The 13,724-nt window shown below is 73.2% G+C and carries 13 protein-coding genes; 4 read left to right on the top strand and 9 right to left on the bottom strand.

Annotation, left to right across the window (positions count from 1 at the left end; translation table 11 throughout):
- Positions 1-16 precede the first annotated feature (16 nt).
- Positions 17-1,414 (bottom strand): HNH endonuclease signature motif containing protein, encoded by a 1,398-nt coding sequence (locus EV383_RS16255; protein WP_130290699.1) that lies wholly within the window; start codon positions 1,412-1,414, stop codon positions 17-19.
- 291 nt (positions 1,415-1,705) lie between these two features.
- On the opposite strand from EV383_RS16255, the gene EV383_RS16250 reads away from it, so the two are divergent.
- A complete protein-coding gene (locus tag EV383_RS16250; RefSeq protein WP_130290698.1) occupies positions 1,706-2,164 on the top strand; it encodes an FIG domain-containing protein in 459 nt (152 codons plus the stop codon).
- Here the strand turns inward: EV383_RS16250 and EV383_RS16245 are convergent.
- The 4 genes from EV383_RS16245 to mobA form a co-directional block, all read right to left on the bottom strand.
- A complete protein-coding gene (locus tag EV383_RS16245) occupies positions 2,158-3,372 on the bottom strand; it encodes a 2Fe-2S iron-sulfur cluster-binding protein (protein ID WP_242623137.1) in 1,215 nt (404 codons plus the stop codon). The two genes, EV383_RS16250 and EV383_RS16245, sit on opposite strands and share 7 nt — an antisense overlap.
- Positions 3,372-5,360 carry an NAD(P)H-dependent oxidoreductase subunit E gene (locus EV383_RS16240; protein ID WP_130290697.1) on the bottom strand — a complete coding sequence of 663 codons (1,989 nt, stop codon included), beginning with the start codon at positions 5,358-5,360 and terminating at the stop codon, positions 3,372-3,374. Before EV383_RS16240 ends, EV383_RS16245 begins: the two co-directional genes overlap by 1 nt.
- Before the next feature lie 10 nt (positions 5,361-5,370).
- The gene (locus EV383_RS16235) at positions 5,371-7,302 is read right to left on the bottom strand and encodes a molybdopterin oxidoreductase family protein (protein WP_130290696.1); all 1,932 of its coding nucleotides are present in this window, start codon (positions 7,300-7,302) and stop codon (positions 5,371-5,373) included.
- Positions 7,303-7,412: 110 nt separating this feature from the next.
- Positions 7,413-8,054, bottom strand: coding sequence for a molybdenum cofactor guanylyltransferase (mobA, locus tag EV383_RS16230; RefSeq protein WP_130290695.1), 642 nt, complete (start codon positions 8,052-8,054; stop codon positions 7,413-7,415).
- Positions 8,055-8,140: 86 nt separating this feature from the next.
- On the opposite strand from mobA, the gene fdhD reads away from it, so the two are divergent.
- Positions 8,141-8,965, top strand: coding sequence for a formate dehydrogenase accessory sulfurtransferase FdhD (gene fdhD, locus EV383_RS16225; protein ID WP_130290694.1), 825 nt, complete (start codon positions 8,141-8,143; stop codon positions 8,963-8,965).
- Positions 8,966-9,022: 57 nt separating this feature from the next.
- On the top strand, positions 9,023-9,625 hold the full coding sequence (locus EV383_RS16220) for a copper chaperone PCu(A)C domain-containing protein (protein ID WP_130290693.1): 603 nt from the start codon (positions 9,023-9,025) through the stop codon (positions 9,623-9,625).
- 25 nt (positions 9,626-9,650) lie between these two features.
- Here EV383_RS16220 and EV383_RS16215 read toward each other — a convergent pair whose 3' ends face one another.
- Positions 9,651-10,373, bottom strand: coding sequence for an SDR family NAD(P)-dependent oxidoreductase (locus EV383_RS16215; RefSeq protein ID WP_130290692.1), 723 nt, complete (start codon positions 10,371-10,373; stop codon positions 9,651-9,653).
- Positions 10,374-10,424: 51 nt separating this feature from the next.
- On the bottom strand, positions 10,425-11,387 hold the full coding sequence (locus EV383_RS16210) for a DMT family transporter (RefSeq protein WP_242623136.1): 963 nt from the start codon (positions 11,385-11,387) through the stop codon (positions 10,425-10,427).
- 74 nt (positions 11,388-11,461) lie between these two features.
- Here EV383_RS16210 and EV383_RS16205 point away from each other — a divergent pair, with 74 nt between their 5' ends.
- Complete coding sequence (locus EV383_RS16205) at positions 11,462-12,388, top strand: LysR family transcriptional regulator (RefSeq protein WP_130290690.1); 927 nt, start codon at positions 11,462-11,464, stop codon at positions 12,386-12,388.
- 15 nt (positions 12,389-12,403) lie between these two features.
- On the opposite strand, the gene EV383_RS16200 is transcribed toward EV383_RS16205, so the two are convergent.
- Positions 12,404-12,877: an SRPBCC family protein gene (locus tag EV383_RS16200; RefSeq protein WP_479725236.1), complete on the bottom strand. Its 474-nt coding sequence runs from the start codon at positions 12,875-12,877 to the stop codon at positions 12,404-12,406.
- The gene (gene prcA / locus EV383_RS16195; protein ID WP_130290688.1) at positions 12,874-13,683 is read right to left on the bottom strand and encodes a proteasome subunit alpha; all 810 of its coding nucleotides are present in this window, start codon (positions 13,681-13,683) and stop codon (positions 12,874-12,876) included. Before prcA ends, EV383_RS16200 begins: the two co-directional genes overlap by 4 nt.
- Positions 13,684-13,724 lie beyond the last annotated feature (41 nt).

Raw genomic sequence — 13,724 nt, 5'->3', positions numbered from 1 at the left:
AGCGACAGCCCGATCCTCAGGAGGTCGACGCGTCGAACAGACCGTCGAGGTTGGCTATGCGAACTCCCGGTACGCCGTCGGACATCGCCGGCGGGGTGGACGGGTCCTTGCGCCGCGGCATCGGGATGTCGGGCATCGCCGCCGGCCGGCGACGTGGTGTGCGGGACGGGTCGATCCACCCCGGTGGGAGGAACTCGGGTTGTCCGTCGCGGATGCGGACGTCCCATCCGGGATGGTGGATCAACCGGTGGTGTTGTCGGCAGAGCATCACGAGGTTGTCGATCTTGGTTTCGCCGTGTTCTTCCCACGGGATGACGTGGTGGACCTCGCACCACGACGGCGGCCGGTCGCAGCCCGGGTGGGCGCATCCGCGGTCACGGGCGATCACCGCCCGGCGGAGCCCGTCGGGGATGGTGCGGGTGGCCCGTCCGACGTCGAGTGGCTGCCCCTTCCCGTCGAAGACGATGGGGATGACCGCTGAGTCGCAGGCCATCATCCGCAGCGTCTCCGGTGAGGTGCGCCCGCCGAAGTCGAGCATCCCGGTCTTCGCGCGCTTCTCCAGATCCTCCAAGGAGATGATCACTGAGATCTGCGGGCGACGCCCTCCGGTCTCCGGCACCAGCCCCGTCGGACCGTGCGACAACGCGAAGGCGCACACCTCGGCCAAGGCCTCGGCCTGGCGCTGCGCCGGCTCGCGAGTCTCGTCCGAGGAGGTGGGCTTGGACTTCGCATCGATCACCGTGGCGATCGTGTCGAAAATGGCCGCGTCGTCGAAACGCCCGGTGATCTTCCCGCCGGGACGGTTGCGGTGCCGCACGATCCGCAGCTCGTTGACCTCCGGCTCCGGCCGGTCGTCGTCAGGCTCGGGACCGTCCTGGTCGAGCTTGTCGACCAGGGCGGTGCCCCACACCTGCAGCTCGTTCGGGGTGTATTCAGCGGCCTTGGCGCCGATCTGCGCTTCTGCGGCGGCCCACACCTCAGGACTAAGCCGTTCGGCCGCGAGGGTCCCAAGGACCTTCGCCACGACCTCGACATGCCGCAGGCTGGTGCGCCCGGCGTCGAACACCTCAGTCGTGGCGGGCAGGCGCGGCGGCAATACGGTGCCGTCCAGAGCGGTCTTCCCGACCACGTTCTCGGCGGCCATCGCATGCCGGCGCGCCTCGAAACGCTCCCAGCCGAGGAGATCGGCCAGGGCGGCGGAGCTGTTCTTGTAGCCGCGGGAGGTGAACACGTCCCGGCGTTCAGCCGTGGCCAGCACGCCGACCGAGAGGTGGTCGAGGCGCCGACGTGCAGCTTCGCAGGCGATGAGCACGTTGATCTGATCGGTGTCGCTCGCCCAGGCGGTGGCCGCGCGCAGGTCTTCGACGGCCTCGATGAGGCGGTCGTGCGCTGCGGCGACCCGGCCGGTGGACATGCCTCAATCATACTCGAACGCATGTTCGTATCAAGGCTTGTCGTCGCAGCTCAGAAGCCATTCGGCGCATCATCCATCGCCTCGCGCACGGCACGAACATCGGTCACCGGAGCGACGTCGGCGCGCCGCAGGACCGGCTACGCCGGCAGGCGGCCCTCGACGAAGGCGCGGCGCAGGGCGCAAGTCCTGCCAGGCACGATGGACCCCAGGACGTCACCGGCGCGGCGAGGACGCCCTCCGACTGACGCGACGGCGACCACGAACCGAGCGAGCGACCACCGCGGAGGACGCATGCTCTCGACGCAGAGCTCCGACACGGACCTGGCCGTCGACGCCGTCCTCGCCGGCATGGATGTCATCACGGCGACGTCGGACGGTTCGATCGCCCGCATCACGAAGGCCGGGAACGACTTCGCGACGGCCGCGGACCTCGAGGCGGAACACGCGATCCGGTCGGTGCTGCGCGACGGGCGACCGGGCGATGCGATCGAGGGCGAGGAGCTCGGGCGGGCGGGGACCGGGCGCGGCCCGGTCGGCTCCGGAGTCGGTCTCGTCGTCGCCGCCGATGCGCAGGTGCACCGCGAGCTGCGCGCCCACATCGACAGGGTGACCGGCCACGGAGAAGCGAAGCGGTCAGTGCTCCGGGCCGAACAGCCGGATCTCGTGCCCATCCGGATCGTGCAGGGGCGCTGCCGGTCGTGCGCGGATATCGCTGCCCTGGCAGCGATATCCGCGCACGGGGGTCAGTAGTTCTGGACGTGCTGGAAGCCGAAGCGGCCCTTGATGCACAGGTGTCCGTGGGTGACCGAATGGTCGGCGGGGCTGGTGACGTTGACGATCGAGCCCTGCTGGACGTGCAGCTCCAGGTTGCAGCCGACGCCGCAGAACGAGCAGACCGTCGTCGTGACCGTCTCCTCCTCGGGGTGCCAGTCGTCGTCGGACCGGAGGTCGTGCTCGCGGACGGACTTCAGGGCGCCCGTCGGGCACACCCCGATGCAGTTCCCGCAGTACACGCACGCCGAGTCGGGCAGCTCCACCTCGTACTCGGTGGCGATCCGGGCGTCGAACCCGCGGCCCGCCGCGGCGATCGCGAAGGTGAACTGGGCGTCGGTGCCGCAGGCGTTGACGCACTTGTAGCACATGATGCAGCGCGAGTAGTCCCGCACGTAGAGGTCGTTGTCGATCTTGACGGGCTGGTGCACGTTCGCCGCGACGGCGCCGTCGGGGGCGTGGTGGTGCCCGGCGTGGCGGCGGTCGCGCTCGCCGGCCTCCGACGGCGGTGCGGGCGGGCCGTAGCGGGCGGCGTCGACGCCGTAGTCGCCCATCCAGCGTTGGACGTCGTCACTCGCCTGGCTCATGTCGGCCGAGGACGCGAGCAGCTCGAGGACCATCTTCCGGCTGTGACGGACCTTCTCGGTGTCGGTCCGGACCTCCATCCCGTCCTCGCACTTGCGGGCACACGACGGGACGAGCACGCGCGATCCCTCGACCTCGACGACGCACACCCGGCACGCGTTGATCGGGTCCATGTTCGGCGCCCAGCACAGGGTCGGGGTGTCGGCTTGAGCCGGAGTGCCCTCCTCGTGCAGGGCGTTCAGGATCGTCGAGCCCTCCGGGACGCGGACCTCGTCGCCGTCGACGGTCAGGGTCACCATGCGCTTGATCGAGCCGAGCATCACCGGGCCGGTCGGCAGCCGCTCCGCGGGGGTGCGGCCGGGCGCGACCGGGTCGGCGACGGTCGGGCCGACCGCCGACGACGGGTGGACCCCGCCACCGCCGGTGCCGCCCGGGGTGGGTCCGGACGGCGCGGTGATCGCCGCCCCGCCGGCGGCCTCGTTCGCGCCGTCGACGGAGACGTCACCGGCGAAGCTCGATCCGCCGGACGGTCCGGCGGGACCCTTCCCGCCGGGTGCGCCGTTGCCGGTCCGGTCTCCGGTGGCCCGGTCCGAGGTCGTCATCAGTGCGGGACCTTTCCGTTGCGGTTCCCGTTCAGAGCGGGCGGTGCGTCGAGCAGGCCCAGGGACAGGGCCGAGGTGACGGCCGCGGGCGCGGTCTGCCCGAGACCGCAGATGGAGGCGTCGCGCATCACGCGGGCCAGGTCCTCGAGCAGGGCGAGCTCGGTCTCGCGGGACCCGAGCGGCGCCCCGCGCTCCAGCCGCGCCAGCGCCTCCTCCTGCCGGACGGTGCCGACACGGCAGGGCACGCACTGCCCGCACGACTCGTCGCGGAAGAACGCGGCGATCCGACGCAGCGTCCCGGTGAGGTCGGCGTCGGTGTCGAAGACCAGGACGACGCCGGAGCCGAGGGTGGCGCCGATGTCGCGGGCGCCCTCCAGGGTGAGCACCACGTCGAGCTGGTCGGGCATCACGAACCCGCCCGCCGCCCCGCCGAGCAGGATCGTGCGCATCTCCCCGCGCAGCCCACCCGCCAGGTCGAGCAGCTCGCGCAGGGTCGTCCCGAACTCCACCTCGTAGACGCCGGGCTTCGCCACGGCCCCGGAGAGGCAGAACAGCTTCGACCCGGTCGAGCGCCCGCCCCCGACGGAGGCGAACGGCGGCCCGCCGATGTTGAGCACCTCGAGCACGTTGTACAGCGTCTCGACGTTGTTGATCGCGGTCGGCTTGCCGAACAGGCCGGACACGGCCGGGAACGGCGGCTTGTTGCGCGGCTCCCCGCGGTAGCCCTCCAGCGACTCCAGCAGCGCCGTCTCCTCGCCGCAGATGTAGGCGCCGGCGCCGCGCCGGAGCTCGATGTCGAAGGCGAAGCCCTCCCCCATGACGTCCTCGCCGAGGTAGCCCCGGGAGCGCGCGGCCTCGATGGCCGTGGCCAGACGGCGGGTGGCCAGGGGGTACTCGCCGCGGATGTAGAGGTAGCCGGTCGCCGAGCCGGTGACGTACCCGGCGATCGTCATGGCCTCGATCAGGGCGAACGGGTCGCCCTCCATCAGGACCCGGTCCTTGAACGTGCCGGGCTCGGACTCGTCGGCGTTGCAGACCAGGTAGTGCGGGCGCTCCGGGGCGCCGGAGACGCCGTCCCACTTGACGCCGGTGGGGAACGCGGCACCCCCGCGTCCGGTCAGCGAGGAGTCCTTGAGCTCGGCGATCACGCGCGTCGGCCCGAGGTCGACGGCGCGGCGCAGCCCCTGGTAGCCGCCGTGCGCGCGGTAGTCGTCGAGACTGGAGGGGTCGACGACGCCGACGCGGCGCAGCAGCCGCAGCGGGCCGCCGCCGGGCAGCGTCCCGCGCGGCCCGGTCTGCGGGGCGCTGACGGTCGCGTCGGCGAACACCCGGTCGGCGTCGTCGGCCACCTGCGCGCCGGTCGCCCGTGCCGCGGCCAGCACGTCGACGGCGCGGGCCGGGGCCTGGCTCAGGTCGGGCTCGCCGGCGCGCTGGTGCATGACGGCCGGGGCGCGCTCGCACAGGCCGAGGCAGGGGCTGCGGACCCAGCAGGCCGACGGCGGCTCCCCGCCCCCGGCCGGTGCGGCGTCGAGATGCGGGGACTCCGCCGCCGGGCCGAGCTCGCGCTCCAGCTCGGCGATGATCTCCTCGCCACCGTACGGGCCACAGGCCACGTCGTCACAGACGTGCACGACCCGCGGCGCGCGCGGCTCGACGGAGAACATCGCGTAGAACGTCGCCACACCGTAGATCTCCGCCGGCGGCACCGACAGCGTGACCGCGATGTGGTTCAGCGCCCCCTCGGAGATCCACCCGACGGCGTCGGACACGGCGTGCAGCACCGGCAGCAGCAGGTGCCGACGCGAGCGGGCGCCGTGCCCGGCGTGCACCGACCGCGTCGGCCTGTCCGCGGCGGGCCCCGAACCGTTCGACCCCGAGCCGTTCGACCCGGGCCTCCGCGGTGCGGGCGCCGCGAGCGCGGCGAACGCGGTGTCGATGGCGTCCCGTTCGACCGTGCTCGGTGCCGCCTCCGACAGGTGCAGATCCACGCGTACTCCCTTATTGCCCGGCCACCGGAAGAACCCCGGAGACCTTCTCGATGCGGATCGCGGTCGCCTTGAACTCCGACGTACCGGACTTGGGGTCCCACGCGTCGTTGGTCAGGACGTTGACGTCGACCTCCTCGCTGAAGTGCGGGGTGAACGACGCCAGTCCCGGCCGCAGGGACGCGTCCACCGACACCGGTGCCTCGACCGCGCCGCGGCGCGAGACCACACGCACCCGGTCGCCGTCGGCGATGCCGAGCGACGCCGCGTCGGCGGCGTCCATCCGCAGCGACTCCCGGCGGCGCAGCGGCGAGGAGTACCCGCCGGTCTGCACGCCGGAGTTGTAGGCGTCGAGCACCCGCACCGTGGTGAGCCGGATCGGGAAGTCGTCGTCCAGGGCGTCGATCGGCGCGACGTGCTCGACCGGGGTGAACGGGGCCGGCGTCCCGAGCTCGTCGGGGTCGTCGGACCAGAGCCGGTCGTGCATCAGCGGCGTGCCCGGGTGGTCCTCGGACGGGCACGGCCACTGGATGCCGCCGAGCTCCTCCAGCCGGGCGTAGCTCATGCCGGCGTGCCAGTTCAGCGACACCGACCGCAGCTCGTCCCAGACCTCCTCCGCGGTGGGCTCGCCCCAGTCCTGGCCGAGCTTCGTGGCCAGGTCGCAGATGATGTGGGTGTCCGGGCGCGCCATGCCCGGCGGCTCGATCGCCTTGCGCACCCGCTGCACCCGGCGCTCGGAGTTGGTGACGGTGCCCTCGTACTCGCACCAGTCCGCCGTCGCCGGGAACACGACGTCGGCCAGCTCCGCCGTGGCCGTGCGGAAGATGTCCTGCACGACCAGGCAGTCCAGGCCCTCGAGCATGGCCCGCGCGTGGGTGGCGTTGGCCTCGGACTCGGCCGGGTTCTCCCCGATGCAGTACAGCGCCTTGAGCTCGCCGCGCTCCATCGCCTCGAACATCTGCGACAGGTGCATGCCCGGCTCCGGCGGGATCGGACGGCCGCCCCAGGCCGTCTCGAAACGCGCGCGGGCGTCGTCGTCGCCGACGTCGTAGCCGCCCGGCAGCTTCGCCGGGATGGAGCCCATGTCGCCGCCGCCCTGCACGTTGTTCTGCCCGCGCAGCGGCACCAGGCCGGAGCCGTACCGGCCGACGTGCCCGGTCAGCAGGGACAGGTTGATCAGCGCGAACACGTAGTCGGCGGCGTTGTGGTGCTCGGTGATGCCCAGTGTCCAGCAGATCTGCGCGCGGTCGGCGCGGGCGTAGGCGTGCGCCAGCTCGCGGATCGTCTCCGCCGGGACGCCGGTGATCTCCTCGCCGCGTTCGAGCGTGTACGGCTCGACCGTGGCCGCGTACTCGTCGAACCCGGTGGTGGCCCGGTCGACGAACGCGCGGTTCACCAGGCCGGCGTGGATGATCTCGCGTCCGACGGCGTTGGCCAGCGCGATGTCGGTGCCCACGTCGAGCCCGAGCCAGGCGTCCGCCCAGTGCGCGGTCGAGGTGTGGCGCGGGTCGACCGAGTACATCCGGGCGCCGCGCTCGATCCCCTGCAGCACGTGGTGGAAGAAGATCGGGTGGGTCTCACGCGCGTTCGAGCCCCACAGGATCAGAAGGTCGGCGTGTTCCGCCTCGACGTAGGCGGAGGTGCCGCCGCCGGCACCGAAGACAGTCGTCAGACCGACGACACTGGGAGCGTGTCAAGTTCGGTTGCAGCTGTCGACGTTGTTGCTGCCCATCACCGCCCGGGCGAACTTCTGCGCGGTGTAGTTCATCTCGTTGGTGGCCTTCGAGCAGCTGAACATGCCGAACTGCTCGGGCGCGACGCCGCGGAAACCGGCCGCGGCGCGCGTCAGCGCCTCGTCCCAGCTCGCGGGCCGGAGTTCCCCGTTCTCCCGGACCAGCGGTTCGGTGATCCGTACGTGGCGTACGCGGTTGCGGCGGCGGGGCATCGTCGACCTCCAGGTGTAACTGCGGTGCAGGGACCACGATAGGCGCCCCGGTGGCCACCGTCACACACTGGCAACACCCGTTTCAACCGCCTCGCCGTCGTCCACTCCTTTCAGTGGGGGAACGGCCGGGCCAGCGCGGCCTCGTACTCCCCGGGCGTGTTCACGTTGGTGAGCGACTCGAGCCCGGGGTCGGCGCGGGCGAGCTCCGCGTCCGCGAGCAGTCCCGCCTCCTCCAGCCGCAGGACGCGCACCCGGTCGAACAGCGACGGCGGGCGCCCGATCCCGGCCTCGACCAGCTCGGCGATCGTCGGGGCCAGTGACGTCCGGTAAGCGGCGGCGAGGGGCTGGTGGTGCCCGTGTGCGACCGGCAGGACGACGTCGTGGGTGTCGTCGAGGGCACCGAGCACGGCGGCGACGAACTCCGGGCGCAGCAGGGGGATGTCGACCGAGGCCACGAACGCGGCGCCGGCACGGTCGGCCACCCGGGCCAGGCCGACCCCGATCGCGGGCAGCGGGCCGCGGTCGGGCACCGGGTCGTCGACGACCTCGGTGCCGGCCGGCAGCTCGGGCAGCTCCTGACCGGCGCCGCGCACCACGACGACCGGCCCGTCCAGCGCCCGTCCGAGCAGTGCGACCGTCCGGGACAGCAGCGGGACCCCGTGCCAGTCCAGCCACGCCTTGTTCGATCCCATCCGCGACGAGCGCCCGCCCGCGACCACGATCCCGGCTCCGACACGCCGTTCCACGCCCACGCGGTGGATCGTAGGGCGCGGCGCCGCGCGGGCTCCTACCCTGGAGGGCGACGACGCGACGCGTCGACGAAGGACGGGGGAACGAGATGGGCCGGCTGACCGTGCGACGCCCGGTGCTGCGCCTGGGCCCGGACGGCACCTCGCGCTCGCGCCCGGACACCCTCGTCACCGAGGAGCCGCTGGAGCTCCGGGTCGGCGGGCGTCCGCTGAGCGTCACCATGCGCACGCCCGGCCACGACGTCGAGTTCGCGCACGGCTTCCTGCTCACCGAGGGTGTGATCGGCTCCGCCGACGACCTGTCGAGCGCCCGCTACTGCGACTCCGTCGACGATGCGGGCCGCAACACCTACAACGTGCTCGACATCGACCTCGCGCCCGGCGTCGCCCCGCCGGATCCGTCGGTGGAGCGCAACTTCTACACGACGTCGTCGTGCGGGGTCTGCGGGAAGGCCTCGCTGGACGCGGTGAAGCTCAAGACCCGCTACTCCCCCGCCGCCGACCCGCTGGAGCTGCGCCGCGACGTCCTGGTGTCGCTGCCGGACCGGCTGCGCGAGCAGCAGAAGGTGTTCGGCTCCACCGGCGGCCTGCACGCGGCGGGGCTGTTCACCGCCGACGGCGAGGCGCTCGTGGTGCGCGAGGACGTCGGGCGGCACAACGCCGTCGACAAGGTCCTGGGCCACGAGCTGATGGCCGGGCGGGTCCCGGCCACCGGGACCGTGCTGATGGTCTCCGGGCGGGCGTCGTTCGAGCTGGTGCAGAAGGCGGTGATGGCGGGGGTGCCGGCGATGGTCGCGGTGTCGGCGCCGTCGTCGCTGGCCGTGGAGCTGGCCGAGGAGGCCGGGATGACGCTGGTCGGGTTCCTGCGGGGCGAGACCGGCAACGTCTACACCGGCGCCGAACGCATCGGCTGAGACTCCCGGCACCGATCACGTCGGGCGCGCGAACCGGACATCGGCGAAGCTGTGCCCATGCGTCCCGCTCTCGTGCTCGGTCCCGTGCTCGCCCTGTTCGTGCTCACCGGGTGCGGGAGCTACGAAGCCCAGCTCACCGCGCCCGGCGGGGCCGACGACACGACCGGCACGATCGCGGTCCGCGACGCGCGGATCTCGGCGAGCACCCCGCGCGCCGGGGACGAGGCGTACGACGCGGGCGAGGACGCTCCGCTGACGCTGACGATCGTCAACAACGGGGACGCGACCGACCGGCTGCTGGCGGTGTCCTCGCCGGTCGCCGAGGACGCCTCGATCGACGGCGACGCCCAGATCCTCGGCGGGTTCGCGCTGGTCTCGGGCTACGACCAGGTCGCCCCGGCGCAGACTCTGCCGGCGACGGTGCGCGCCGACATCACGCTGACCGACCTGCGCGAACCCGTCCGGGCCGGTCTGACCTACCCGGTGACGTTCACGTTCGAGCGCTCCGGCGCCGTCGTGCTCGAGGTGCCGGTGGGCAACCCGGACGTCCCCGCCCCGCGCGCCACCGACGACGAGCCCACCACCGACGTCCCGGGGACCGACGTCACCGACGACGACGTGTCCGAGCCCGACACCCCGGCCGCCCCCGGCAACGGCTGAGCCCCGGTAACGGCCGGGCCGGGCCTCAGGCCTGCGCGCCGTCGCGTCCCAGGACCACGCCGGTCTCCCCGGACGCGACCGTGGCCAGGATCTGCTCCGCGACGTGCTCGGCGGTCTGCACCGCGAAGGGCAGGTCGTCGGGCAGGTCGTCGTAGGACCGTGACTCCCCCGCCTCGACCGAGCCCGCGAACTCGGTCCGGGTCAGCGACGGCAGCAGCGTGCTGACGACGATGCCGTCGGGCGCGAGCTCGACCCGGGCGACGGCCGAGAACTGCTCCAGCGCGGCCTTCGTCGCCGCGTAGACGCCGGTCCCGGGCAGCGCCATCAGCGTCGTCCCGGAGCTGACGTTGACGACGACGCCCTCGCCGCGGCTGCGCATGTCCGGAACCACCGCCTGCATCATCCGCAGCGCCGCGACGACGTTGAGCTCCACGATCGACCGCACCTGCTCGAGGCCGCTGTCGGCCACGGGGAGGTTCAGGCCCCGCCCGGCGTTGTTCACCAGCACGTCGACCCGCCCGAAGCGTTCGACGGTGCGGCGGACGATCTCGGCCGGCGCCGACTCCCCGGTGACGTCCATCGTGAGGGCGAACGAGCCCGGCAGGTCCTGCACGAGCCGGTCGAGGCGTTCCGCGCGCCGGGCCACCATCGCCACGCGCGCCCCGCGCTCGTGGGCCAACCGCGCCGTCGCCTCCCCGATCCCCGACGAGGCCCCGGTCACCAGTACCACCCGATCCGCGATGTCCATGCCGACCGCATGCCCTCTCAGGGCCGGACGACACGGCGGCGGCCCGCCCATCTAGCCGACGGCGGGGGCCACAGCCGGGCGTCGACGAGGTAGTGGCGCCCGGGTCGCGGCCCACACCGTCGCCACGACCAGGGCGCTGCCGGCCAGCTGCGCGACCGTCGGGCTCTCACCCAGCACCACCACGCCGAGGACGACCGACAGCACCGGGTGCACCAGCAGCAGCGCCGCCGTCGTCCCCGGGGCCAGCCCGGCCGACCCGCGCCCGATCAGCACCCAGGCCACCACCTGGCCGGTGACGGCCAGCAGCGCCAGCCACATCCACGTCGGCGCGGGCAGCGACACGGCGATCCCGGTGGTCGCGACCCCGGCCAGGCCGGTCGTCACCGCCGCCGACGCCGTCGCCACGGCGACCGGGGTGAACACGTGCACGGCGCTGCGCCGGGCCCCGGCCCGCTGCAGGAACAGGTACCCGGCGTAGGCCAGGCCGGCGAGAGCCCCCAGGACGGCACCGCGCACGGGGGCCGGGGTGTCGCCCGCACTGCCCAGCACCCCGCCGGCCAGCGCGATCCCGGCCAGCAGCACCGGCGCGGCGAGCAGCTGCCGGCGAGGCACCCGCGTGCCGGAGACCAGCCATGCCAGCAGCGGCAACGCCACCACCTGGACGCTGAGCACGACGTTGGCGATCCCGGCGCCGGCGTCGAGCACGCTGCGGGTCCAGAGCAGGAAGTCGGTGCCCAGCAGCACTCCCGCCAGCGCCGCCCAGCCCACCATGCCCGCGTCCGGACGACCGTGACGGCGGGCCTCCCGCCACGCCAGCGGGCCCAGCACCACCAGCGCCAGCGCGCACCGCCAGAACGACGCCGTCGCCGCGTCGGTGCCGGCCAGCGCGACCAGGATCCCGGTCCAGGACAGCGCCGCGGCCCCGGCGAGGAGGGTGCCGACGGCGCGCGGGTCGGGCGACAGCGGGGAGGGAGCGGGGACGTACGGGCGGCGGGTGTCGAGGGAGGCGGTCACGGCGTCCACGCTCCCCGCCGCGATCACAAACATCCAATGATTGTTTCTGCGGTGTACCGCGTAGCCTGGCTTAGGTGATCGCCTGGGAGAGGTTGCGGGTCTTCGCCGCCGTCGCCGAGCACGGCTCGATCGGGGCCGCGGCGGCCGCGCTGCACATCACCGGCCCGGCCGTCACCCAGCAGCTGCGCAAGCTCGAACGCGAGGCCGGGTCCCGGCTCGTCGAGCCGGACGGGCGCGGCATCCGGCTGACCGCCGCCGGGCATGTCCTGGCCGGGCACGCGGGAACGGTCGCAACGACCGTCGCCGACGCCGCCCGCGACCTCGCCACGCTGCGCGACGACGTCGCCGGGCCGTTGCGGATCGGGTCGCTGGCCAGCGCGTTGCGGACCCTGATGCCGCAGGTCCTGCACACCCTCACCGCCGCCCACCCCCGGCTGGTGCCGACCGTCCGTGACGGCGAGGTGTTCGAGCTGCTGCCGGCCCTGCGCCACCGCGACCTCGACGCGGTCCTGCTGGAGAGCTGGACGAACCGGCCCGCCCGCATCCCGGCCGGCGTCCGGGTGACGACGCTGGTCACCGAGCCGGTGCTGCTCGCGGTCCCCGAGGGCCACCCGATCGCCGAGGAGGACCCGGCTCCGATCGGCGAGCTCGCCCGGGAGACCTGGGCGTCCTGCCCGGTCGGGACAGAGGCCTACGAGGCCCTGGTCCAGCTCGTCCGCGCGCACCACGTCGAGCCGGACGTCCGCTACCTGGTGACCGACTTCACCACCCAGCTCAGCCTCGTCCGAGCCGGTCTGGCCGTCGCGACGGTGCCGGGCATCGCCGCCGTCCCGGCACCCGAGGGCGTGCGGTTCCTGCGCTGCCGCCCGGCGATCGAGCGGTCGCTGGCGCTGGCCACCCGGGAGCAGGACGGCGACCTGCCGGCCCTGCGCGCGCTCACCACCGCCCTGAGGACGGCCGCCGAGAACGCCGTCCGTGCCGCCCCCGAACCAGGCGCCTGAGGAGCCCTGCCCGGTTCAGCGCTGCTGGGCCTTCAGCTCGCGCAGCAGGTTGGCCGAGAACCGGTCGCCCATCATCTGGATGGTGGTCTGCATCGTGCGGGTCACCACCGGTGTGGCGAGCTTCGACAACGGCAGGTCGACGGCGAGGTCGAGGCTGATCGCCAGGTGGGTCCCGTCGTCGACGTCGGAGAGCTCGTAGTGCCCCTCCGCCCCGGCCCACTCGGTGACCCCCGCCGGAGGGTCGTGGGTGAACGAGATTCGCTGCTTCTCCGAGAACGTCATGCGCTCGGTGAACACCGGGCTGATCCCGACACCGAGCACCTTCAGTCGGACCAGGTGCCAGCGCCAGTGCTCACCGTCGGCCTCGATCCGGCTGAGCAGCGGCGTCAGCTTCGGCAGCCGGTCGGGATCGACCAGGATGTCCCACACCGCGGAGCGGTCCGCGGTGACGACGGCCTCGGAGCTGGTGCCGGCGGTGAACCGGGTCAGGACCCACCGCCCTCGGGCAGTGCACCGCCGGCCGCCGGGGTGTCGTCCCCGCCCGCGACGCCGGGCTCGGGGTCCTCGGTCCCGCGGTTCGCGGCCGGCAGCAGCTCGGCCAGCGCGGCACCCTCGATGCGGCGGAACGTGCGGCGCGGCCGGTTCCGGTCGAGCACGGCGACCTCGAGCGCGTCCGGCCCGAGCACCCGCGGCGTGGTCGAGCCGTTCGCCGCGGACGGGTCGGCCCCGGGGACCTGCAGGCCGCCCAGCGCGACCCCGATCGCGGCGGAGAGCTCCATGCCGTGCTCGTAGGACTCGCCGAGCTTCGTCGAGATCGGCTCGGTCTGCCCGCCCATCACCACGTAGCGCGGCTCGTCGGTGATCGAGCCGTCGTAGGTGATGCGGTAGAGCTGGTCGCCGCCGGCCTCGCGGCCGACCTCGGCCACGCAGAGCTCCACCTCGAACGGCTTCTGCTGCTCGACGAACGCGGTACCCAGCGCCTGGGCGTAGGCGTTGGCCAGCATCCGCCCGGTGACGTCACGGCGGTCGTAGGTGAAACCGCGGAAGTCGGCCATCCGGATGCCGCCGGTGCGCAGGTTCTCGAACTCGTTGTACCGGCCGACGGCCGCGAACCCGATCCGGTCGTAGATCTCGGAGACCTTGCGCAGCGACGTGCCACGGTTCTCGGCGACGAACAGGACGCCTCCGGCGTAGGTCAGCACGACCACGCTGCGACCGCGGGAGATGCCCTTGCGGGCGAGCTCGGAGCGGTCGCGCAGCAGCTGGTCGACGGAGGAGTAGAACGGCATCGTCATGGGGAGCGCTCCAGGTCTTCTCTAGCGGCGGGCAGGCGGTG

Source organism: Pseudonocardia sediminis (assembly GCF_004217185.1).
Classification (GTDB): domain Bacteria; phylum Actinomycetota; class Actinomycetes; order Mycobacteriales; family Pseudonocardiaceae; genus Pseudonocardia; species Pseudonocardia sediminis.
The sequence above is the reverse complement of the archived record's forward strand: the minus strand, read 5'-3'. Positions and strand labels throughout refer to the sequence as shown.